26 protein-coding genes and 1 riboswitch are annotated in these 20,122 nt (G+C 66.4%); of the genes, 18 read left to right on the top strand and 8 right to left on the bottom strand.

From position 1 onward, the window contains the following. Positions 1 to 8: 8 nt before the first annotated feature. The gene (locus ACPCUW_RS00955) at positions 9 to 239 is read left to right on the top strand and encodes a DUF167 domain-containing protein (RefSeq protein ID WP_195073166.1); all 231 of its coding nucleotides are present in this window, start codon (positions 9 to 11) and stop codon (positions 237 to 239) included. A gap of 30 nt (positions 240 to 269) precedes the next feature. Here ACPCUW_RS00955 and ACPCUW_RS00950 read toward each other — a convergent pair whose 3' ends face one another. Further along, on the bottom strand, positions 270 to 734 hold the full coding sequence (locus ACPCUW_RS00950) for a tRNA (cytidine(34)-2'-O)-methyltransferase (protein ID WP_030513537.1): 465 nt from the start codon (positions 732 to 734) through the stop codon (positions 270 to 272). A 302-nt stretch (positions 735 to 1,036) separates the two neighbouring features. On the opposite strand from ACPCUW_RS00950, the gene ACPCUW_RS00945 reads away from it, so the two are divergent. Then, entirely contained in the window at positions 1,037 to 1,549 is a 513-nt protein-coding gene (locus tag ACPCUW_RS00945) for a GNAT family N-acetyltransferase (RefSeq protein WP_423423400.1), read from the top strand. 170 nt (positions 1,550 to 1,719) lie between these two features. Then, the gene (locus tag ACPCUW_RS00940) at positions 1,720 to 1,965 is read left to right on the top strand and encodes a DUF3017 domain-containing protein (RefSeq protein WP_081879271.1); all 246 of its coding nucleotides are present in this window, start codon (positions 1,720 to 1,722) and stop codon (positions 1,963 to 1,965) included. Positions 1,966 to 1,967: 2 nt separating this feature from the next. Here the strand turns inward: ACPCUW_RS00940 and metX are convergent, their stop codons facing one another. Both metX and ACPCUW_RS00930 read right to left on the bottom strand, forming a co-directional pair. Next, on the bottom strand, positions 1,968 to 3,128 hold the full coding sequence (metX, locus tag ACPCUW_RS00935) for a homoserine O-acetyltransferase MetX (protein ID WP_393525016.1): 1,161 nt from the start codon (positions 3,126 to 3,128) through the stop codon (positions 1,968 to 1,970). Between the two features lie 2 nt (positions 3,129 to 3,130). Continuing rightward, positions 3,131 to 3,385: a hypothetical protein gene (locus ACPCUW_RS00930; RefSeq protein ID WP_423423399.1), complete on the bottom strand. Its 255-nt coding sequence runs from the start codon at positions 3,383 to 3,385 to the stop codon at positions 3,131 to 3,133. A gap of 13 nt (positions 3,386 to 3,398) precedes the next feature. Further along, positions 3,399 to 3,510: riboswitch (SAM riboswitch) on the bottom strand. 313 nt (positions 3,511 to 3,823) lie between these two features. On the opposite strand from ACPCUW_RS00930, the gene ACPCUW_RS00925 reads away from it, so the two are divergent. The 9 genes from ACPCUW_RS00925 to ACPCUW_RS00885 all read left to right on the top strand — a co-directional run bounded on the left by ACPCUW_RS00925 (position 3,824) and on the right by ACPCUW_RS00885 (position 13,020). Continuing rightward, positions 3,824 to 5,041 (top strand): NADP-dependent isocitrate dehydrogenase, encoded by a 1,218-nt coding sequence (locus ACPCUW_RS00925; RefSeq protein ID WP_063015596.1) that lies wholly within the window; start codon positions 3,824 to 3,826, stop codon positions 5,039 to 5,041. A gap of 305 nt (positions 5,042 to 5,346) precedes the next feature. Then, on the top strand, positions 5,347 to 6,633 hold the full coding sequence (locus ACPCUW_RS00920) for an MFS transporter (protein WP_423423398.1): 1,287 nt from the start codon (positions 5,347 to 5,349) through the stop codon (positions 6,631 to 6,633). A 51-nt stretch (positions 6,634 to 6,684) separates the two neighbouring features. After that, entirely contained in the window at positions 6,685 to 7,269 is a 585-nt protein-coding gene (locus ACPCUW_RS00915; RefSeq protein ID WP_146098797.1) for a potassium channel family protein, read from the top strand. 38 nt (positions 7,270 to 7,307) lie between these two features. After that, entirely contained in the window at positions 7,308 to 7,952 is a 645-nt protein-coding gene (locus ACPCUW_RS00910) for a TetR/AcrR family transcriptional regulator (protein WP_030513545.1), read from the top strand. Between the two features lie 351 nt (positions 7,953 to 8,303). Continuing rightward, a complete protein-coding gene (locus ACPCUW_RS00905; RefSeq protein WP_423423539.1) occupies positions 8,304 to 9,521 on the top strand; it encodes a lipid-transfer protein in 1,218 nt (405 codons plus the stop codon). A 13-nt stretch (positions 9,522 to 9,534) separates the two neighbouring features. Continuing rightward, positions 9,535 to 9,969, top strand: a complete 435-nt coding sequence (locus ACPCUW_RS00900; protein ID WP_030513547.1) for a type II toxin-antitoxin system Rv0910 family toxin — start codon at positions 9,535 to 9,537, stop codon at positions 9,967 to 9,969. A 10-nt stretch (positions 9,970 to 9,979) separates the two neighbouring features. Then, positions 9,980 to 10,861, top strand: a complete 882-nt coding sequence (locus ACPCUW_RS00895) for a MaoC/PaaZ C-terminal domain-containing protein (protein ID WP_063015600.1) — start codon at positions 9,980 to 9,982, stop codon at positions 10,859 to 10,861. 14 nt (positions 10,862 to 10,875) lie between these two features. After that, entirely contained in the window at positions 10,876 to 11,745 is an 870-nt protein-coding gene (locus ACPCUW_RS00890) for an SDR family oxidoreductase (RefSeq protein ID WP_063029370.1), read from the top strand. Positions 11,746 to 11,763: 18 nt separating this feature from the next. Further along, entirely contained in the window at positions 11,764 to 13,020 is a 1,257-nt protein-coding gene (locus ACPCUW_RS00885) for an acyl-CoA dehydrogenase family protein (RefSeq protein WP_104393614.1), read from the top strand. 63 nt (positions 13,021 to 13,083) lie between these two features. Here ACPCUW_RS00885 and ACPCUW_RS00880 read toward each other — a convergent pair whose 3' ends face one another. Next, positions 13,084 to 14,016, bottom strand: a complete 933-nt coding sequence (locus tag ACPCUW_RS00880) for an alpha/beta fold hydrolase (RefSeq protein WP_423423397.1) — start codon at positions 14,014 to 14,016, stop codon at positions 13,084 to 13,086. Between the two features lie 14 nt (positions 14,017 to 14,030). On the opposite strand from ACPCUW_RS00880, the gene ACPCUW_RS00875 reads away from it, so the two are divergent. Further along, positions 14,031 to 14,819, top strand: coding sequence for an exodeoxyribonuclease III (locus tag ACPCUW_RS00875; protein WP_423423396.1), 789 nt, complete (start codon positions 14,031 to 14,033; stop codon positions 14,817 to 14,819). 124 nt (positions 14,820 to 14,943) lie between these two features. Here ACPCUW_RS00875 and ACPCUW_RS00870 read toward each other — a convergent pair whose 3' ends face one another. Genes ACPCUW_RS00870 through ACPCUW_RS00860 form a run of 3 tightly spaced genes read right to left on the bottom strand, consistent with a single transcriptional unit; the run spans position 14,944 to position 16,626 of the window. Further along, positions 14,944 to 15,783 carry a helix-turn-helix domain-containing protein gene (locus ACPCUW_RS00870; protein ID WP_195073178.1) on the bottom strand — a complete coding sequence of 280 codons (840 nt, stop codon included), beginning with the start codon at positions 15,781 to 15,783 and terminating at the stop codon, positions 14,944 to 14,946. Then, positions 15,780 to 16,289, bottom strand: coding sequence for a DUF6879 family protein (locus ACPCUW_RS00865; RefSeq protein ID WP_423423395.1), 510 nt, complete (start codon positions 16,287 to 16,289; stop codon positions 15,780 to 15,782). The genes ACPCUW_RS00870 and ACPCUW_RS00865 overlap by 4 nt, the downstream gene beginning before the upstream one ends. Continuing rightward, the gene (locus tag ACPCUW_RS00860; RefSeq protein WP_423423394.1) at positions 16,270 to 16,626 is read right to left on the bottom strand and encodes a hypothetical protein; all 357 of its coding nucleotides are present in this window, start codon (positions 16,624 to 16,626) and stop codon (positions 16,270 to 16,272) included. The genes ACPCUW_RS00865 and ACPCUW_RS00860 overlap by 20 nt, the downstream gene beginning before the upstream one ends. Positions 16,627 to 16,830: 204 nt before the next feature. On the opposite strand from ACPCUW_RS00860, the gene ACPCUW_RS00855 reads away from it, so the two are divergent. The 5 genes from ACPCUW_RS00855 to ACPCUW_RS00835 all read left to right on the top strand — a co-directional run bounded on the left by ACPCUW_RS00855 (position 16,831) and on the right by ACPCUW_RS00835 (position 19,331). Further along, the gene (locus tag ACPCUW_RS00855; RefSeq protein ID WP_423423393.1) at positions 16,831 to 17,025 is read left to right on the top strand and encodes a hypothetical protein; all 195 of its coding nucleotides are present in this window, start codon (positions 16,831 to 16,833) and stop codon (positions 17,023 to 17,025) included. 231 nt (positions 17,026 to 17,256) lie between these two features. After that, the gene (locus tag ACPCUW_RS00850) at positions 17,257 to 17,676 is read left to right on the top strand and encodes a hypothetical protein (protein ID WP_423423392.1); all 420 of its coding nucleotides are present in this window, start codon (positions 17,257 to 17,259) and stop codon (positions 17,674 to 17,676) included. Next, positions 17,673 to 18,125, top strand: coding sequence for a hypothetical protein (locus ACPCUW_RS00845; protein ID WP_423423391.1), 453 nt, complete (start codon positions 17,673 to 17,675; stop codon positions 18,123 to 18,125). The genes ACPCUW_RS00850 and ACPCUW_RS00845 overlap by 4 nt, the downstream gene beginning before the upstream one ends. Before the next feature lie 175 nt (positions 18,126 to 18,300). Further along, entirely contained in the window at positions 18,301 to 18,807 is a 507-nt protein-coding gene (locus ACPCUW_RS00840; protein ID WP_423423390.1) for a ribonuclease domain-containing protein, read from the top strand. Beyond that, on the top strand, positions 18,807 to 19,331 hold the full coding sequence (locus tag ACPCUW_RS00835; RefSeq protein WP_423423389.1) for a barstar family protein: 525 nt from the start codon (positions 18,807 to 18,809) through the stop codon (positions 19,329 to 19,331). The genes ACPCUW_RS00840 and ACPCUW_RS00835 overlap by 1 nt, the downstream gene beginning before the upstream one ends. A 9-nt stretch (positions 19,332 to 19,340) precedes the next feature. On the opposite strand, the gene ACPCUW_RS00830 is transcribed toward ACPCUW_RS00835, so the two are convergent. Continuing rightward, positions 19,341 to 20,030: a TetR/AcrR family transcriptional regulator gene (locus tag ACPCUW_RS00830; protein WP_423423388.1), complete on the bottom strand. Its 690-nt coding sequence runs from the start codon at positions 20,028 to 20,030 to the stop codon at positions 19,341 to 19,343. Between the last annotated feature and the right edge of the window lie 92 nt (positions 20,031 to 20,122).

Raw genomic sequence — 20,122 nt, 5'->3', positions numbered from 1 at the left:
AGCAGCACGTGGCGACCGTGGTCCGCGCGACCATCAAACCCAACAGCCGCAAGGGCCCGCTCGTCGAAACCCTCGACGACGGCACCCTGCAGCTGTACGTGCGCGCCCCCGCGGTGGAAGGCAAGGCCAACAAGGCCGCGATCGAACTTCTCGCCCAGCACTTCGGCGTGCCCAAGTCGGCCGTCCACCTCACCGCGGGCGCCACCTCCCGCTTCAAACGCTTCACGATCGACATCTGAGGCGTGCCGTTCGGGCGCGGGCCTCGGCGGCTACACGGCGCCCGGGAATCCCAGCTGCCGCCACGCCTCGTACACCGCGACCGCCGCGGCGTTGGACAGGTTCATCGACCGGCGACCGGGCAGCATGGGGATGCGCAGCTGATCGGTGATGTGCGGGTCGGCCAGGACGTCGGCCGGCAACCCGGTCGGTTCCGGACCGAACAGCAGGACGTCTCCGGCCCGGTAGGAGATATCGGTGTTGTGCGTGGTGGCGTGCGTGGTGAAGGCGAAGACGCGCTCGGGACGCAGGGATTTCCATGCGGCGGAGAGGTTTTCGTGCACGGTGACCACCGCGAGATCGTGGTAGTCCAGTCCGGCGCGGCGCAGCTTCGGCTCCGACAGATCGAATCCGAGCGGCTCGATCAGATGCAGTTCGCATCCCGTGCCGGCCGCCAAACGGATCGCATTGCCCGTATTCGGTGGGATACGCGGTTCGAAGAACACCAGCTTGAGCACACCGAGACGGTACCCGTCCCGGATAAGTGGTACGCCTCGCAGCCCGGCCTCTGTTACCGTGATCGGCGGCCGTATGGCGACGGCCGATCCGTTTCGACGATGCCGCGATCGCCTCGGTATCGATGAGTTCCCGGGAGGTGGATCGATGACTGTGCGTGAGGCCGCCGTGCGCGCAGGTGCCGAACACCTTCCCCAGGGCCCCTTCCGCGCGTCGGCCTGATCTCGTCCGCGATTGCGCCGAGCGCCCGCTCGCGCAGCCGCGTCGACTCATCACCCGATCGATACGAAACGGATTCGTAGCATTGACTATTCGAACCTGGATCACGCGCGCCGAAACCGCCGCCGACATCCCCGCCGTCCACGCGGTCACTACCGCCGCATTCGACCGGCCCGACGAGGCCGACCTCGTCGAGGCGCTACGCGCCGACCCCGCCTGGATCGACGGCCTGTCGATCGGGGCGACCGGACCGGACGACGCAGTCGTCGGCTATGCGCTGCTGACTCGTTGTCATATCGGCGATATCCCGGCGCTGTGCCTGGGACCGTGCGCCGTACTGCCCGAGTATCAAGGCACCGGTGCCGGGGCGGCGGCCGTTCGTGCCGCACTGCGGGCCGCTGCCGACCGCGGCGAGCATTTCGTCACAGTGCTCGGCCACCCCGAGTACTACCCGCGGTTCGGTTTCCGACGGGCAAGCCGATACGGCATCGATCTGAGCATCGATGTCCCCGATGACGCGCTGATGGCCCTCGCGCTCGACGCGGACCATCCTCTCCCGGCGGGCCGTATCCGCTACGCCGCACCGTTCGGCGTCTGATTGCAGCTCGGTCGCGGCGGCCGCATCCGGTGGCCGTCGCGGCCGGGCCCGCCCCCACTCCCGGGGGCGGCACGACCGGACATGCGAGAATCGCAGCCGTGACCGACGTGCCGACCACCCACCCACAGCATTCCAGCCCGGCGAGCCGCTTCTTCCAGGTTCATCTGCCGATGTTGCTGGTCGTGGTGGTGCTGCTGGTCGCGGTGGTCTTCGTGGCCCAGGACCGGTGGCGGCGCGGTGCGTTCTTCATCGGCGGGGCGACCCTGCTGGCGGCGGTGTTCCGGTTGTGCCTGCCGACGGCGCGGGTGGGGCTGCTGGCGGTGCGCAGCCGCCCGTTCGACATCGGCGCCTACACCGTGCTGGGCGGCGCGATCATCGTGCTGGCGGTCACCATCAGCAGCCTCGGCGTCGGCTGAACTCAGGACGCGCGGGCGTCCTGCGCGGCGCGCGCCAACTCCATCGTCTGCTCCAGCAATTTGCCGATCGCCTCGATCTCGGTGAGGAAACCGTCGTGGCCGTCGCGCGAATGCACGACTTCCAGGCCCTTGCAGCCGGGCAGGAGATCGGCCAGTTCCTGCTGAGTCCGCAACGGATACAACCGGTCCGAGTCCACGCCGCCGACCACGCACGGCACCGGGGTGGCGGCCAGCGCGGCCTCGATACCGCCGCGTCCGCGCCCGACGTCGTGCCGGTTCATGGCCTCGGTCAGCAGCACGTAGGTGGCCGCGTCGAACCGCGCGACCAGCTTGTCGGCCTGATGTTCCAGATAACTCTGCACCGCGTAACGGCCACCGTCCCAAGGGTTTTCGTCACCCTGGGCGGTGTTGGCGAACCGATGGTCGAGTTCGAATTCGGTGCGGTAGGTCAGATGCGCGATCCGGCGCGCGATGCCCAGCCCGGCCTGCGGGCGGCGGCCGGTGTCGTGATAATTGCCGTCCTGCCAGTCCGGATCCGAGGTGATCGCGGCGATCTGGGTGGTCTGGGTGCCGATCTGATCCGCGGTGGCGCGGGCGCCGACCGCCAGCACCAGGGCCGCGTCGACGCGATCGGGATAGCCGACCATCCATTCCAGCACTCGCATGCCGCCCATCGAACCGCCGACCACCGCGGCGATGCGGGAGATGCCGAGCAGGTCCAGCAGCACCACTTCGGCGCTCACCTGGTCACGAATCGAAATCTCCGGAAACCGTGCGCCCCAAGGCTTTCCGTCCGGCGCGAGGGACGAGGGGCCGGTGCTGCCCTGGCAACCACCCAGGACGTTGGTAGCGATCACGCACCAGCGATCGGTGTCCAATGCGGCGCCCGGTCCGACCAGTCCGTCCCACCAGCCCGGAAGGGCGTGCAGTTCGTCGGGCTGTCCGCAGACGTGCGAATCTCCGGTCAATGCGTGCTCGACCAGCACCACGTTGTCCAGGCCCGGGGCCAGTTCGCCCCAGCGCTGCACGGCCAGTTCGACACCGGGGACGACCGCCCCGTTCTCGACGCGGACATCGCCGATGCCGATGATGCCCACCGTGCCGTCCGCGGGTGGTAGCAGTGTCGTTGCGCCCGGGCGTGACGTGCTCGATTCGATACTCACGGTCACCGTGCCGTCACCACGTCGAGCCGTGCCAGGCCGTCTACTCCCGTGCCGTCGAGTCCCAGGGTCCGCATCGGCCCGCGGACCTGCCGGAACACGGCGCCGGAGGCCGCCGGGTCGGCGCACGGCGAGAGCGCACGCATGGTCGAGGCGGTACGGAGGGCTGGGGCACACACATCCCCGATGGTAGCGATACGCCTGCGCCGCTCCGCCGCCTCCACGCACTTGTCGACAATGGGCACGGTGGACTCACTCACTTGTTGCTCCTGACAGTCGCGCTTGCCCTCGGCTTTCGAGAGCCCGGTCAATCACCCGGAGCACCCCACCGCAACTGGAGGGTTGCCGGCCAGCGAGCCGGGGCTTGGCGCTGGCACTCATGACCTGCCGTGGATGGTAACAATCGGTCACGGCGGGGGCGAGGGTTGGGCTCGCCCGATTCGAGGCGGACGTTCGCGGTGTATGTCCGTTTCCCTGGCGACCGGACATCGGGCCGGTGTGACGTGGGTAGCTCGCAATGGGACCGCCCCTGTCAGTGAGACCCAGCGCACCAGTACGCTTGTCTTGTTTAGCACCAGGCGTCTCGTGGACAACGCGGGGCGTATACGTTGTCTGTTGAACAGCTGGGGTCCGCTCACAAGCGTGCTCGCCTGGCCGTGCAATGGGAGCACACCTTCCTTAGGAGGACACGAAGATCCATGTCCAAGATCAAGGTTGAAGGGACCGTCGTCGAACTCGACGGCGACGAGATGACCCGGATCATCTGGCAGTTCATCAAGGACAAGCTGATCCATCCGTACCTCGATGTGAACCTCGAGTACTACGACCTCGGCATCGAAACTCGTGACAAGACCGATGACCAGGTGACCGTCGACGCGGCCAACGCCATCAAGAAACACGGCGTCGGCGTCAAATGCGCCACCATCACCCCCGACGAGGCACGTGTCGAGGAATTCGGTCTCAAGAAGATGTGGCGTTCGCCGAACGGCACGATTCGTAACATCCTCGGCGGCACCATTTTCCGCGCGCCGATCATCATCTCCAACGTTCCGCGCCTGGTGCCCGGCTGGACCAAGCCGATCATCATCGGCCGTCACGCCTTCGGTGACCAGTACCGCGCCACCGACTTCAAGGTGCATCAGGCCGGCACCGTCACGATTCAGTTCACCCCGGAGGACGGCTCCGAGCCGATCGTCCACGAAGTGGTGAAGATGCCCGAGGACGGCGGCGTCGTCATGGGTATGTACAACTTCAAGAAGTCGATCGAGGACTTCGCGCGGGCGTCGCTGAACTACGGCCTGCAGCAGAACTACCCGGTCTACATGTCGACGAAGAACACCATCCTGAAGGCCTACGACGGCATGTTCAAGGACACCTTCCAGGAGATCTTCGAGACCGAGTTCAAGGAAGAGTTCGAGGCCGCCGGACTGACCTACGAGCACCGGCTGATCGACGATATGGTCGCCTCCGCGCTCAAGTGGGAAGGCGGCTACGTCTGGGCCTGCAAGAACTACGACGGCGACGTGCAGTCCGACACCGTGGCGCAGGGCTTCGGCTCGCTGGGCCTGATGACCTCGGTGCTGCTCACCCCGGACGGCCGCACCTGTGAGGCCGAGGCCGCGCACGGCACGGTGACCCGCCACTTCCGGCAGCACCAGCAGGGCAAGCCCACCTCCACGAACCCGATCGCCTCGATCTTCGCGTGGACGCGGGGTCTGGCGCATCGCGGCAAGCTGGACAACACCCCCGAGGTCATCGGCTTCGCGCAGACCCTCGAGGACGTCGTGATCAAGACCGTCGAGAGCGGCCAGATGACCAAGGATCTGGCGCTGCTGGTCGGCGGCAACCAGGGCTACCTGACCACCGAGGAATTCCTCGGTGTGCTCGACGCCAACCTGGCGCGCGAACTGAGCTGAACGCTCACGACCGGCCGGAATCCGGCGCGGCCGGTAGACATATCCGGGCACCCGCCCCCACCGATCCCGGTGGCCGCGGGTGCCCGAATTGCTTTCCGCACCCGATCGCACGGCGTGTGAGGTATCCGACAGCGCGCCGGGCGCGGCCTCCGATACGGCGAGAGCCGTTGTCCCGCAACGATTTCGATGCTCCTCGGACGGTGCCGGCGAGCGGAAGCCGATTCCGGTGAGTCGAATCACCCCGGCCGCCGGTATCACCGCGACGGCCGCGTGTGTTGGCCACACCCGTGGCCGACTCAGCTCCCGTGCGTACCGCACCTCCCGTCGACTTCCTCTCGGCGCCGTCTGCGAGTGACGCGTCGTCCCGTGCGGCGCTCGGCTCGGCGCCGGAGACTTCCGTCCGCACCGGATGGCATGTCCCGGCGATGCTCGCGCTGGCGCTCGGCGGTTTCGGGATCGGCACCACCGAATTCGTCACCATGGGACTGCTGCCCGACATCGCCGCGGATCTGCATGTTTCCGAGCCCACCGGCGGACATGCCGTCTCGGCGTACGCGCTGGGCGTGGTGGTCGGCGCGCCCGTGATCGCGGCACTGTGCGCCCGCATGCCGCGTAAGCGTCTGCTGATCGCCTTGATGATCGCGTTCACCGTCGGAAATATCGCCTCGGTGCTGGCCCCGGCGTTCCCGGCGTTGGTCGCCGCGCGTTTCGTCGCCGGTCTGCCGCACGGCGCCTACTTCGGTGTCGCCTCGCTGGCCGCCGCCTCGCTGGCGCCGGTGGGGCAGCGGGCCAAGGCCGTCGCCGCGGTGATGCTGGGCCTGAGTGCCGCCAATGTGGTGGGTGTCCCCGCGGCCACCTGGCTCGGGCAGGGGCTCGGCTGGCGTGACGCCTACGTGGTCGTCGCCGTCATCGGGCTCGCCACGGTCTTCGCGATCACCCGCTTCGTGCCCGATCTGCACGGCGTGCGGGTGACCGATCCGCGCACCGAACTGACCGCCCTGCGCCGCCCCCAGGTCTTGCTGACCCTGCTGGTCGGCGCGATCGGCTTCGGCGGCATGTTCGCGGTGTACACCTACATCACCTCGACCCTCACCGATGTCGCCGGCATGGGTCAGGGCCTCGTGCCGATCGTGCTGGCACTGTTCGGCCTGGGCATGGTCGCGGGCAACATCGGCGGCGGCGTCCTCGCCGACCGCGGTGTGGACCGCTCGGTGTTCGTCGCGCTGATCGCGATGGTCGTGATTCTCGCGGCTTTCGTTGCGGCAGCACACAATCCGTTCACCGCCGCCGCGGGCGCCTTCCTGGTCGGCGCTTCCGGAGCCGCACTGGCGCCCGGCCTGCAAACCCGCCTGATGGACGTCGCCCACGACGCCCAAACCCTCGCCGCCGCGCTCAACCACGCCGCCCTGAACATCGCCAACGCCGCCGGCGCCTGGCTGGGCGGCCTCGTGATCGCGGCCGGCCTCGGTTACACCGCGCCCGCCGTCGTGGGCGCGGGCCTCGCCGTCGCAGGGGTGGTGCTGTTCACCATCACCGTGTGGTCGTCTCGCCGCGTGGCGCGACGCCGTGAACCGGTCGCTCCTCGCCTGTAGCCGACCGGGAGAACGCCGGGCAACCTCCCCTTGTGCGACCCTCCGGCGTGGTTGAGTGATCCCGAGCAGGCGGCAGAACTCGACCGGGAGGTCAGGATGGATCCGCAGGAACAGTGGAGCGGCGGTGACGGTGCGCGGCGGCGGGCGGCGTTGTATGCCGCCGCCCGGACCGCGGTGACGACGATCGTGCTCGTCGCGCTGTATTTCGTCCTGCCCTTTCATCATCTGGACAAGCTCGGTCCGCTACTGGGCCTGTGTGGTGGTCTGGTGTTGGTCGTCGTGCTCATCGTGCGGCAGGCCACGCGGATCGTCGCCGCGCCCTATCCCGGACTCCGCGGAGCCGAGGCGCTGACCATGATCGCGGTGGTGTTCATTCTCGTATTCGCCACGACGTATGTGTTGATGTCGTCGGCCGCGCCGGACAGTTTCACGATCCTGCTGACCCGGGTCGATTCCCTCTACTTCACGGTGACCGTGCTGGGAACGGTCGGTTTCGGCGATATCGCTGCGACCTCGCAGGCCGCCCGCGTCATGGTGACTGTGCAGATCCTGGCCGATCTGGCGCTCATCGGCGCCGGCGTGCGTGTGGTGCTGGCCGCTATCCAGCGCGGCCGTGCGGCGCACGAGCCCGAGTGAGTTTCATGCACGTGTGTATGTAAGTGTAGGATTTCCGAATGGCCAGATCTGTCGTCGGTAAGCCACCGCGTCGTACGCAGGAGCAGCGCAGCAGTGAGATGCGGGTGCGGCTGCTCGACGCGACCATCGATTGCCTGGTCGAATACGGCTATGCGGGCACCACGACGCCGCGCGTCGCGGAACGGGCCGGGGTCACTCGCGGCGCTCAGGTGCACCATTTCGGTTCCAAGACGGATCTGGTGGTGGCCGCCATCTCGCATCTGGCGCAGCGGCGCACCGAGGCCGCGATGAAGGAGCTGGGCCGGTTGCGCGCCGGCGACGATCCGATCGGCGCCACCCTCGACGCGATGTGGGAGCTGCATCAAGGACCACTGTTCATCGCGGCCATGGAGCTGTGGGTGGCCGGGCGCACCGATCCGGTGCTGGCCGCCGAGGCCGAGAAGGTCGAGCCGTTCGTCAACAACGCCGTCCTGATGGCGGTATCGCAATTGGTCCCGGACGAATTGCGGCGCAAGGAAGTTCGGGACTTCGCCTATACCGCGATGGACACCTTGCGCGGAATTCTGGTCTCCAACTTCGTATCCCCCGATCCGGAGCGTGCCCACCGCCGCTGGCAGCGAGCTTCCGCGCATCTGCGCCGGGCCGCCGAATCCGCACTGCCGGGCCTGGGAATCGGGGGCTGAGAGCTCTGAAAGGCTCCGCGCCGGCGCCGATGTGCGGTGCCGCGGGGCTTTCCGAGTCCGATGCGCCGACTCTCGCGCGCGGGAGCTCGGGCTGCTGTTATGGGCGCCACCGCTGACTGCCGTACCGCCCCGCCGGTGCGCCGGCGGCGGGGCGCGCGCTATAGCGAGCTACAGATGCACCTGTACGTATCAACACAAACGTCCTAACTGCGCATACCTCCCGATCCGGCAGCGACCTCACGCACCCTATTGCGCATTTACATACAGCTCCGTATGTTTGTTTCCAGTTCGATCGGAACGGATCGACCGCTGCCGTTCGCCGGGGCGGCCGACTGGGAGAAGGGTGGTTCGATGACGAACAAGGTCTACGTCGTCGGCGTCGGAATGACGAAGTTCGAGAAACCGGGGCGACGGCAGGTCGAGGAGGCCGACGGGACGACCCGCGCGTGGGACTACCCGGATATGGCCCGCGAATCCGGCACCAAGGCGCTGGCCGACGCCGGAATCGACTATCGCGAGGTGCAGCAGGCCTACGTCGGCTACGTCTACGGCGAGTCCACCTCCGGCCAGCGCGCGGTCTACGAACTGGGGATGACCGGTATCCCGGTGATCAACGTGAACAACAACTGTTCCACCGGATCCACCGCGCTCTACCTTGCGGCACAGGCGATTCGGGGCGGGCTGGCCGACTGCACGCTGGCGCTGGGCTTCGAGAAGATGCAGCCCGGATCGCTCGGCTCCACCTGGGACGACCGCGAGCAGCCGATGGCCAAGCACATGATGGCGCTGGCCGAGATCTCCGAAGTGCTGTTCCCGCCGGCGCCGTGGATGTTCGGCGCCGCGGGCCGCGAACATATGAAGCAGTACGGCACCACCGCGGAGCATTTCGCGAAGATCGGATTCAAGAACCACAAGCATTCGGTGAACAACCCGTATTCGCAGTTCCAGGACGAGTATTCGCTCGACGACATCCTGGGCGCGAGGATGATCTACGACCCGCTCACCAAGCTGCAGTGCTCGCCGACCTCGGACGGTTCGGGCGCGGTGGTCCTGGCCTCCGAGGACTTCGTCGACCGCCACGGTCTGGCCGGGCGGGCGGTGGAGATCGTGGGCCAGGCGATGACCACCGATTTCGCGTCCACCTTCGACGGCACCGCGAAGAACCTCATCGGCTACGACATGAATGTGCAAGCCGCGCAGCAGGTGTACCGGCAGTCGGGCCTGGGCCCGCAGGACTTCCAGGTGATCGAACTGCACGACTGCTTCTCCGCCAACGAACTGCTGCTCTACGAGGCGCTGGGCCTGTGTGGCGAGGGCGAGGCCGGCATCCTCATCGACGGCGAGCAGACGACCTACGGCGGCAAGTGGGTGGTCAACCCCTCCGGCGGCCTCATCTCCAAGGGGCATCCGCTGGGTGCGACGGGTTTGGCGCAATGCAGCGAGCTCACCTGGCAGCTGCGCGGCGAGGCCGACAAGCGTCAGGTGGACGGCGTCACCGCCGCGCTGCAGCACAACATCGGCCTCGGCGGAGCCGCGGTCGTCACCGCCTACCAGCGCGCCGAGCGCTGAAAGGAGTACGAGCATGGGTCACATCGAAGCCACCAAGAACCTCAACGCCACCCCGGACGCGCTGTGGGCTGTCGTCTCGGATCCGCAGACCTGGGACAGGTGGTTCACCATTCACGAGCGCTGGATGGAGGAACCGCCGGCCACGCTCACCACGGGCTCGAAGCTGGTCGCCAAGATCATGATGCTCGGCATGGCGAACAAGATGGAATGGGTCGTCGAGGAGGTGAATTCGCCGAACAATCTGGTGCTCAGCGGCGCCGGTATGGCCGGTGTGAAGGTGAAGTTCTCCTTCGACATCACGCCCGAGGGGGCCGGCAGCACGTTCTCGGTCTCCGGCGATTTCGAGGGCGCGCTCATCAAGGGCGCGCTCGGCAAGGCGGTGGAGAAGGACGGCGCCAAGCAGCTGGACACCACCCTCGACCAGCTCGACGCGCTCGCGACGGCATAGCGAGGCGCATATGGCCACCGAAACAGCACCCCGGCCCGTGGAATTCGACGACGCGGGCCTCGACGTCTGGTCCGACGAGGAACGATTCGAGGTCACCCGGGAGCGGATCGCCGAGTACGCCGCGGCCACCAACGACCCGATTCCGGCCCACCTGTCCGGCGATATCGCCTCACCCGTCTTCGCCATCGTGCCCGTCTTCGAGGCGATGATGATGCCCGTGATCGACGTCGTCCCGATGGACATCTTCGGCCGAGTCGTGCACGGCGAGCAGGACTTTCACTTCCACCGCCCGATCCGGCCCGGTGATCGGCTGGTCTCGCGGGCCAAGGCGGTCGGCTACGAGGGCCGGGAGAACGGCACCACCATCACCATTCTCATCGAATGCCGGGACTCCGAGGGCGAGCTGGTCAACGAGCAGTACCTGACCGCCTTCTTCCGCAACATCGATGTCGGCAAGCGGGTCGGTGAGAGCGCGCCGGCGCACAAGTTCGATCCGGAACTGGAGGCGCGCCCGCCCCTGGCCCGGGTCGCCGCCCACGTGGACGACGATCAGACCTACCGCTACGCCCCCGCCTCCGGCGATCCGGTGCCGCTGCACCTGGACGAGCAGGTGGCCAAGGATGCCGGACTGCCCGGCATCATCGCGCACGGTCTGTGCACGATGGCGATGTCGTCGTGGGCGGTCCTCACCGAGGTCGCCGGTTCCGATGTGCACCGGTTGAAGCGTTTCGCGGTGCGCTTCTCGAAGATGGTGTTCCCCGGCGACGATCTGGAGACGCAGATCTGGAAGGTCGGCTCGACCGGCTCCGACACCACCTACGCGTTCCGCACCGCGCGCGGAACCGATCTCGTTCTGACCGACGGCCTGGCGGTCGTCGCCGACAACTCGTAGCCGAGGAGACTTTCATGGGTGTATTGGATGGGCGGGTCGCCGTCATCACCGGCGCCGGCCGCGGCATCGGACGCGAACACGCGCTGTTGTTCGCGCGCGAGGGCGCTTCGGTGGTGGTGAACGATCTGGGCGGGAGCAACGCCGGAGAGGGCGCCGACGCCGGACCGGCGCAGCAGGTGGTGGAGGAGATCCGCGCCGCGGGCGGGAAGGCGGTGGCCAACACCGACAACGTGGCGCAGTGGGACGGTGCGAAAAACCTGGTGGACCAGGCGATCTCGGAATTCGGCACGCTCGACGTGGTGATCAACAACGCCGGCATCCTGCGTGACGGGTTCATCGCCGGACTGGAGGAATCGCAGTGGGACGCGGTCATCGCGGTGCATCTGAAGGGCCACTTCAACGTGCTGCGCCATGCCGCGGCGTACTGGAAGGACCAGTCGAAGGCCGGTAAGCAGCCCAATGCCGCCGTCGTCAACACCGCCTCGGCCTCCGGCGTCACCCTGCCCAACGCCGGCCAGGCGAACTACGGCGCGGCCAAGGCCGGTATCGCCGCGTTGACCCTGGTCGCGGCGGAGGAACTGGAACGCTACGGCGTGCGGGTCAACGCCATCGCCCCGATGGCGCGCACCCGCTTGACCCTGGCCACACCCGGTATGGGCGCGATCTTCGCCGCCGAGGTGGGCGAAGGCGAATTCGACGCCTTCAGCCCGGCCAACATCTCGCCGCTGGTCGCCTATCTGGCCACCGACAAATGCCCGGTCACCGGCAAGGTCTTCGCCGTCCAGGGCGGGGCCATCTCCGAGCTCGGCGGCTGGCACGACGTGAAGACCATCGAAACCGACGGCCCCTGGCTGATCGACGACATCGCAGCCCGGCTGCCCTGACGCTGGAGGAGAATGACGATGTTCGAATGGTCCGAGACCGACGAGATGATCCGCGCGGCCGTGCGCGCCTTCATCGACAAGGAGATCCGGCCGCATCTGGACGCCCTCGACAGCGGTGAGATGCCGCCGTATCCGATCTTGCGAAAACTGTTCGGCGAGTTCGGCATCGACGTCATGGGCGCCGAGGCGATAGAGAAGATGCTCGCCAAGCAGCGTGCCGCCGAGGCCGCGCCGGACGAGGCCGGACAGCGCGACAAGAAACCCAGGTCCGGCAGTGACCCGTTCGGCGAGCAGCAGTCGTTGATGGCGGTGCTGATCAGCGAATTGTCCGGCGTCAGTATGGGTTTGGTCGCCGCGATGGGAGTCTCGATCGGTCTGGGCGCGGCCACCATCATGTCGCGCGGCACGCTCGCGCAGAAGGAACGCTGGCTCGCCGATATCGTGACCTTGAAGAAGGTCGCGGCCTGGGCCATCACGGAACCGGATTCGGGTTCGGATGCCTTCGGCGGCATGAAGACCTCGGTCAAGCGCGACGGCGAGGACTACATCCTCAACGGCCAGAAGACCTTCATCACCAACGGTCCGTACGCCGATGTGGTGGTCGTCTACGCCAAACTCGACGAGGGCGACGGCACCGACAAACGCGATCGCAAGGTGCTCACCTTCGTCCTCGACAAGGGCATGGAGGGCTTCACCCAGGGCAAACCGTTCAAGAAGATGGGTTTGCACTCCTCACCCACCGGCGAATTGTTCTTCGACAACGTGCGATTGGGCAAGGACCGGCTGCTCGGTGAGACCGAGGAGCACAAGGGCGGCGACGGGCGAGAAAGCGCGCGAACGAGTTTCGTCGCCGAGCGGGTGGGCGTGGGCTTCATGGCGCTGGGCATCATCAACGAATGTCACCGGCTGTGTGTGGAATACGCCAAGACCCGCATGCTGTGGGGTCAGGAGATCGGCCGCTTCCAGCTGGTGCAGCTCAAGCTCGCGAAGATGGAGATCGCCCGCATCAACGTGCAGAACATGGTCTTCAACACCCTCGAACGCGGCCGCGCGGGCAAACCGCCGACCCTGGCCGAGGCGTCGGCGATCAAGCTGTACTGCTCGGAGACGGCCACGGAGGTCGCGATGGAGGCCGTGCAACTGTTCGGCGGTAACGGCTACATGCAGGAATACCGCGTCGAACAACTCGCCCGCGACGCCAAGTCGCTGATGATCTACGCCGGTAGCAACGAGATCCAGGTGACCCATATCGCGAAGGGCCTGCTGGGCCGGTGATCGCCACGTGATGGCGGCCGGCGGATCGGCGCCGAGGGGTTCGAACCGATCCGCCGGCCTTTCTCACACCGCCCGCAGACGCGTGCGGCTGGCATAGACGTGCTCGGCGATGAGGGTCGCGATGCGGTCGGGAGCCTCCAGCATCGGGACGTGACCCACGCCGTGCACCAGGATGCGGTCTGCGGTCTCGGGCAGTTCCCGCAGAAAACGCTTGGCGTACATGCGGTTCGGGATGATCCGGTCGAATTCGCACATCAGCAGGCGCACCGGCGTCCGCACGGTGGACAGATCGTCGAGAACCGCCATCCGCAGACCGCTGACGATCAGCGGCAGCATGGCCGCACAGTGGGTCGCCGACATGATCGCCGCTTCCACTCCGCGTCGCGGCGCCGCGGCGATGTTCTTGCTCAGCAACATGGCGGTGGCCCGCCGGACCGGCGCGCTGAACCGGATCCAGGACGGTAGACGCTCGCCGATTTCGACGATCGGCAGCAGCATCAGGAACTCCAGCCCCACCCGCAACTGCGCCAGCGACGGATTGTGCCATCCACCGGCGGGTGCGATGGCGGTGAGCGTGCGCGCCCGGCCGCGGCGGGCCAATTCGAAGCCGACCCAGCCGCCGAGCGAGTTGCCCGCGATATGGCAGGTGCGCCAACCCAATTCGTCGAGCTGTTCCTCGACTCGGTCGGCGAGCAGATTCACGTCGATGTACCAGCCGCTGAGGTCGGGGCCGCCCCAGTGCCCGGCGAAGGCCGGAGCGAACACCTCGCAAGTAGCGGACAATCGGGACGCGACGTCCTCCCAGCAGTGCGGCGACATCAGGAAACCGTGCAACAGCAGCAGCGGATCGCCCGATCCGGTGTGCAGGGCTGTCATCGGCGCAAGGGAGGTGGCGGGTTGGGTGGTGCCGGACGTCATCGTCGTCACCCCTTCCGAATCGGCGGCGGCCTGCTCGGCGTGGCCGCGATGTCCGCGAGGACGGGTTGATTCCCGCATTGTACGGTCGATACGTGGCCCGCATCATCAGTTCCGTCAACGTCAATGGCATACGCGCAGCTACCGGCAAGACCGGGAAGGGGATGCTCGAATGGCTCGCAGTGACCGAGGCCGACATCATCTGCCTGCAGGAGACCCGGGCAACCGATGACCAGACCCGCAAGGCACTGGCGCCGGTCCTCGACGCCGGGTGGTTCCTCGCTCACGCCGAGCCGGGCGCCAAGGGCCGCGCCGGGGTCGGAATTCTGTCCCGCCGTGAGCCCACCCGCGTGCGAATCGGCTTCGGCAGCACCGAATTCGACGGCGTCGGCCGCTACGTGGAGGCCGATTTCGACGAAGTCACCGTCGCGAGCGTGTACGTGCACACCGGTGAGGCCGACACTCCCATGCAGGACGAGAAATATCGTTTCCTGGGCGAACTGGGCGCGCATATGAGGGCGCAGACCCGCGATTTCGTGATCTGCGGCGACTGGAACGTCGCGCACACCGAACTCGACATCAAGAATTGGAAGGGCAACGTCAAGAACTCCGGCTTCCTGCCGGGGGAGCGGGCCTGGATCGACGAGATGCTGGCCGCGGGGTATGTCGACGTGGTCCGCCAACTCCATCCGGGCGTGCCCGGCCCCTACAGTTGGTGGTCCTACCGCGGCCGCGCCTACGACAACGACGCCGGCTGGCGCATCGACTACCACCTCGCGCGTGGTGCGATCGCCGGGCGCGCGAAGCAGGCCGTGGTAGAACGCGCGCCCGAATACGCGCTGCGCTGGTCGGACCACGCTCCGGTCACGGTGCAGTACCGCTGAACCCCGATCGACCGACCGCGGTGGGACCATCGTCTCCGCACCGAGTATCCGTCAGCGTGGACGGAAGCAATCGTTGCCTTGTGACTCTGCCTCAGCCTGAGTGGCGTAGCCGGGTACCCGATGGTCAGCGGTGGCCTCTCGACTCCAGAGCCTTTCGGATCAACGCCCGGGCAGCCTCACCGGTGACCGACTGCCGCGCCAGCACATCGAATGTCCGGTGATACACCCGAATCTCTCGCGGCTGGGTGATGTTCAACTCTGCGGTGATGTTCTCGACGAGAACCATTTTCGAGTCGAACATCAGGAAACTAGTTGTAGCCGTCTCGAACGGTGCCGTGAACGGGATAACTCCGATGGTTACCCGTGGCATACCCTGGACCGCTAGCAGTCGGTCGAGTTGACCGATCATTGTCTGATCATCTCCAACGGTGGTGTACAACGCTTGTTCACCGATGACGAAGTGGAATAGGTGGTCTCGCTGGTACAGGACTTGTTGCCGTTCCATCCGCTTGGATACCCCTGCGTCCAAATCGTCGGGTATCTGCTGGAACTCGATAACCTTGCGGAGGATGCCGGCAGCGTATTCGGCAGTTTGAAGTAGTCCCGGGACGAGTACCGGCTCGAATGATCGAAGTATTCGAGCCTCGGATTCCCATTTGATCGACTGTTGCTGTCGTCGCTTGGTGCCGGTTCCGAGAACCTTCCGCCATTCGAGATAGGCGGTGTCTATGTTCTGGCGGGTGGCGTGCAGGTCCGCTAATTGGTCCTGTGCGTTGCAGTCGCGGCAGTATGCGGTGATGTCTTCGAGTGACGGTTTTATCCGTCCGTATTCGATTTTAGAGACCTTCGATGGGTCCCAGCCGTTACGCCGTGCGAGTTCGGCACCGGACAACCCGGCAGCAAAGCGAATCTCCCGGAGCCGAGCCCCGAGAGATTCGCGCTGTTGCCCTACGGAACCAGTCACTTGGAGACGTACTCCCGGAACGGGGTACCAAGCGACCAGAACCGTTGTTTCAGCCCTAGGGCGTATTCGACAATGTGCGGGTCGGTGGTGAGTGCGCCCGACCAGCCTCCGGACTCTCCGAATGCCGAGTAGGCGACGGTCTCGTCATCGAACAGCCAGAAATCGTCCGGCGGGACTTCCCCGGCATCGTGCCGAGGCAGATACCGGATGTCTTCGCCTGCATCGGTATTGAGTTCAGCGACCCGCATAGAGAACCGGGTGTAGTCGGTGTGCGGCACCGACACGATACGAACCCGTGTCACCGAGACACCCCGGCCGACGGTCTCCTGTACCAGTTCCGTCCACGGCTTGAACCATGCGTAGTCGTCCGGCTCACCGGCAAGGAACCTCCGGTACGGTTCACTCTCTCCGGGCTCTGCGTACGAGTCGAGCACTTCGAGATGAAACGCTTCCCGCTTGCACGTCCGGAGTAGGTCCGGGAACCCTTCATCGGGTACTAGCAGCATTGCCGTAGAACCTCCGTGGTTGTTTCGGAACCTCGATCGCGGTCTCATCTTCCGCCAAGGTCAATATGCCGAGCACGTCCGGCTCGGTGACCGGTCGGCCGGTGACGCTGAACGTCCCCCGGCCGGTGTCGGTCAACGTGGCACCGATGAACGTATCCGGTTCGGCGAATCCGGTAAGCAAGTGCGGAATCTCCACTGTGCCAACAGTATTCGTCTCCCATCCCTGCACCAGGTATGTGCCTTGGTCGGTGGCATACAACGACGGACACCCATTGTTGGTGCTCCCACCCTTACCGAGAAAACGTAGCTTCATCGCGGTTACCTCCATCGGCGTCATGCATGAAGTTGCACATACGCTCTCGATTGTGGCTCCGCCGTGCCGGGGATGCACTGGGAATTTTGGATATGTGCACGATTGAGCACGATCGTAGACCGCGGGCCGGCTCGCTTCTTACGGTTCCGACCAAGCCCCGGCACCGGGCCGAATCGACTTCCCCGGTGCCGGGTGCCCTACCACCGGTCACGAGGCGACGGAGACGACATGGACGCAGAGCCGAGGCGCACAAGGCTTTACACCTTTCCGGGTGGAGTGTTGGAGGTGGAGGCGTACCCAGGAGACCAACCGGGTGTCGGGGTGTATCTGGAGTACCGGCAGTCGTGCAACAGCGCTCAGGCGTTCGGCCCAGGCGAAGCCGAGCGGCTCGGTTCGGCGGACATCGACGCGGAGGGCGCCTGATGGGGCTGTTCGTAGCGTTCGCGGTGCCGTTGGTGGCGTTCTTGGCGGTGCTCTTCTGGCCCCGAAAGCAGTGAAGAGAGAGGAGCTCGGCCAACGCAGCGAGCCGGGAACCTACATGGCCCGCGAACTGGCTACCGGCGAGAAGGCGGAGCTGTTGTCGGTAGAGGTGATCATGCGGTTCCGCGACGCCCTCGAATCCGCAAGTGACAACCGAAATACCCAGGGGGATAGATGAATACGCGATGGAGTCTTGCTCTCGCTGCGGCGCTCGTCGGCATAATTCCGGCGCTCACGGTCGGCGCCGGCCCCGCTCATGCCGACGCTGAACGGCAGGACGGACCGGTGACGCTGTACGTGTCGGGGGAAGGGCTGACTGTCTACAAAGTGGTTACGACGCTGGCCGTGGCGCACGGCTACAGCGGGAACCTTCAGGCGTACTACCTGATCGTGCCTCCGGGTGGCAACGCTGCGAAGGCTGAGAAGAAGTACAGCGAGCATGTGTTCGAGGGTCCGTTGCGACCGGGTGTAGCCCGAGATTCCTACGGTCCGACGGGCGGGTTCCTGGACGGTACCCAGCTGTGTGCAGGTTGGTGGGACCCGCTGGGACACCTCACTATTCCGGGGTATCCGTGTGTGAGGATTCATTCGTGACGTCGCTCGCAGACGAAGGCTGGACGCCGGTCACCGCTGAGCGGACCGACGGTAGCTACACGTGGCGCGTGTGGTGCAACCCCGACCAGCCGGACTGGACCTATGTGGAAGCTCGCAGCGAGACCGGCCGGATATTCTCCGGAGGCATCGGGGGCCGAAGAGAGCCGGACGAAGGTGTCCGCTTCTGGGTCGGCAAAGACGACGGTTTTCCGACCTTCGTCGGGGTTCGGTTCCCTGCCGAATTTCCTGGGATCGAGATCGAGACGACTCATCGGGTGGTGACCGTCGATGCCGATCAGACCGAAGCTCACTTCGGGTTGCGGTACTACGCGATGCCGTTGGGAGAGGACGAAGAGCTGTGCGGTATCACCGGCGGAGGTGAACGCAAGCGCTACATCCCGCCCCCGGCAATCGGTACGGGTGAGACCGGCTTCTATCCGTCCGAGTGAAATCGCATCAACCTTTCCGGACACGACACCAGGTGGTCCCGTAGTTTTGTCTGTCGTGAACGAGGGCCGCGCTACCATCCGGCCGACGGGGCGGCGAGTCGACTCGTCGCTCTCCCCGTCAGCGTGGACGGGACTCCCCACGTCCGACAGCACCGATGAACAGGCACCGATGAACATGTCCGACAAGAGAGTTCGCATCCTGATGGTTCTGGGTGGGCTGGTGATCGCGGCGATCGTGGCCGGCGTGCTGGGCCTGCGCGGCGGTTCCGCCACGCACGACACCGCGAGTTCGGTGGCGGCGACCGTGCATTCCACCAAGGCCGCGCAGTCCACCACCCAGGCTGCCAAGCCCGCGCCCGGCAACGGCGCCACACCCGCCGCGTCGGCGACCCGGGCGCCGGGCGTGCCCGATCGCGCCTACGCCACCCTCGTCGAGATCGACGCCGGACGCTGGCCCGGTTCGGCGAACGCGCCGGGCACCAAGGGCGGCGATCAGTGGATGAACCGCGCCGGAACCCTGCCGAAGACCGCCTCGAGCGGTAAGGCGATCACGTATCAGGAATGGGACGTCAACCCGAAGCAACGCGGCCAGACCCGCGACGCCGAGCGCATCGTGACCGGCAGCGACGGGTCGGCGTACTACACCGGCGACCACTACCAGACCTTCACGAGGATGCGCTGATGGCCGAAACCATGTCGTTGTCGCAGTTCCTGGCCCCGCCGGACGCCGGCTCCGACGCGACTGCGGCGCGCGTGGACGCGCGTTCCCGCCGGACCGCCGGCGGGCCGGTACTCGGCGCGCTCGACGTCGGCGCCGGACCGTTCAGCGGTGTGCGATTTCAGGTCCCCGACGGGTATATCGCCCGCGAGGTCCGCGGCGCGAAAATGCGCACCACCGCGGGAGTATTCGACGAATTCGGCGCCGCCCTGCAATTTCCCTACTATTTCGGCGACAACCGCGACGCCTTCGACGAATGCCTGCGCGACCTGGACGAATTCGTCGGTGAGGCGCCGGGATACGTTGTCGTGATCCGTGATTCGAGCGGGCTGCTGGCCGACCAGCGCGAGGATCTGGAATGGTTCGCCGACGCGATGACCCAGGCGGCCGAATACTGGGCTGCGAAGGGCACGGTCTTCCGGGTGGTGCTGCAACAGCGTCCGCCGGTGCTGTCGCCCGTCGAACTCACCATGGCCGACCCGGCGTAAGGAAGCGGCTCAGCGGAGCCGCTGTGCGAGATCCTCGCCGAGGAGGACGAACACGTCGGTGGTCTCGTCGATGAGCTGTTCCCGGGTCATATCGATATCGCCCTGCAACCAGCTGGTGAGCGTCTGCACCAGCCCGCCCACCAGGTAGGTCGCGCGGAAACCGATCGCCGGGTCCGGCGTGGGCGTGCCCAGGCCGTAGAAGTCGATGCCGCGGGCGGCGACCAGGTTCGCGAACGACGCGATGCTCTGCAGCGTGCGTGAGCGCAGCTCCGGCGTGGAGGCACTCACCGCCAGCGCGACCTGGGCCTTGCGCGGGTCGTCGGTCAGCACGTGGATACCGGCGGCGACGGCCGCGTGCGCCATCGTGCGCGTTTCGCGCTGCGTGCGGCGCGCGGACGTATCGGCGGCGTTGTCGCCGTCGCCGGACGCGCCGGCCACCTCCTGCAGCGCCCGCACGATGGCATTCGCGAGTTCCTCGGCGATGCTGTCGAACAGCGCGGTGAGCACGGCCTCACGGCCGGTGAACTGTTCGTAGTAGTAGCGCTCGTTCAGCCCGGCCTGGGCGCACAGCCCGGCGACCGTGAGCTTGTCCACGCCCTGGGTGCCGATGATCTCGAGAGCCGCGTCGAGCAGCGCGGCACGCCGGCCCGCGCGCCGTTCGGCGGCCGAGATACCGCCATAGGTCCGCTGTGCCGTCACGATCCGATTGTGGCACGGCCGCGTTTCTGGCATGAACTATTGCCAGAAGTGGGTTTCTGGTGGATGCTATTGCCAGATTCCATGCGAGGAGG

The sequence above is a fragment of the Nocardia sp. AB354 genome (genome assembly GCF_049538315.1).
GTDB classification, from domain to species: Bacteria; Actinomycetota; Actinomycetes; order Mycobacteriales; family Mycobacteriaceae; genus Nocardia; species Nocardia nova.
Note: the sequence above shows the minus strand (reverse complement) of the source record. Positions and strands in the feature narration are given on the sequence as shown.

Excerpts from the sequence above, each read along its gene's own strand:
- ACPCUW_RS00900 (WP_030513547.1), top strand. The coding sequence starts at position 9,535 with ATGGGTCACATCGAAGCCACCAAGAACCTCAACGCCACCCCGGACGCG.
- ACPCUW_RS00890 (WP_063029370.1), top strand. The coding sequence starts at position 10,876 with ATGGGTGTATTGGATGGGCGGGTCGCCGTCATCACCGGCGCCGGCCGC.
- ACPCUW_RS00925 (WP_063015596.1), top strand. The coding sequence starts at position 3,824 with ATGTCCAAGATCAAGGTTGAAGGGACCGTCGTCGAACTCGACGGCGAC.
- ACPCUW_RS00850 (WP_423423392.1), top strand. The coding sequence starts at position 17,257 with ATGAATACGCGATGGAGTCTTGCTCTCGCTGCGGCGCTCGTCGGCATA.
- ACPCUW_RS00940 (WP_081879271.1), top strand. The coding sequence starts at position 1,720 with ATGTTGCTGGTCGTGGTGGTGCTGCTGGTCGCGGTGGTCTTCGTGGCC.
- ACPCUW_RS00835 (WP_423423389.1), top strand. The coding sequence starts at position 18,807 with ATGGCCGAAACCATGTCGTTGTCGCAGTTCCTGGCCCCGCCGGACGCC.
- ACPCUW_RS00905 (WP_423423539.1), top strand. The coding sequence starts at position 8,304 with ATGACGAACAAGGTCTACGTCGTCGGCGTCGGAATGACGAAGTTCGAG.
- ACPCUW_RS00855 (WP_423423393.1), top strand. The coding sequence starts at position 16,831 with ATGGACGCAGAGCCGAGGCGCACAAGGCTTTACACCTTTCCGGGTGGA.
- ACPCUW_RS00860 (WP_423423394.1), bottom strand. The coding sequence starts at position 16,626 with ATGACGCCGATGGAGGTAACCGCGATGAAGCTACGTTTTCTCGGTAAG.
- ACPCUW_RS00865 (WP_423423395.1), bottom strand. The coding sequence starts at position 16,289 with ATGCTGCTAGTACCCGATGAAGGGTTCCCGGACCTACTCCGGACGTGC.
- ACPCUW_RS00910 (WP_030513545.1), top strand. The coding sequence starts at position 7,308 with ATGGCCAGATCTGTCGTCGGTAAGCCACCGCGTCGTACGCAGGAGCAG.
- ACPCUW_RS00895 (WP_063015600.1), top strand. The coding sequence starts at position 9,980 with ATGGCCACCGAAACAGCACCCCGGCCCGTGGAATTCGACGACGCGGGC.
- ACPCUW_RS00885 (WP_104393614.1), top strand. The coding sequence starts at position 11,764 with ATGTTCGAATGGTCCGAGACCGACGAGATGATCCGCGCGGCCGTGCGC.
- ACPCUW_RS00840 (WP_423423390.1), top strand. The coding sequence starts at position 18,301 with ATGTCCGACAAGAGAGTTCGCATCCTGATGGTTCTGGGTGGGCTGGTG.
- ACPCUW_RS00880 (WP_423423397.1), bottom strand. The coding sequence starts at position 14,016 with ATGCGGGAATCAACCCGTCCTCGCGGACATCGCGGCCACGCCGAGCAG.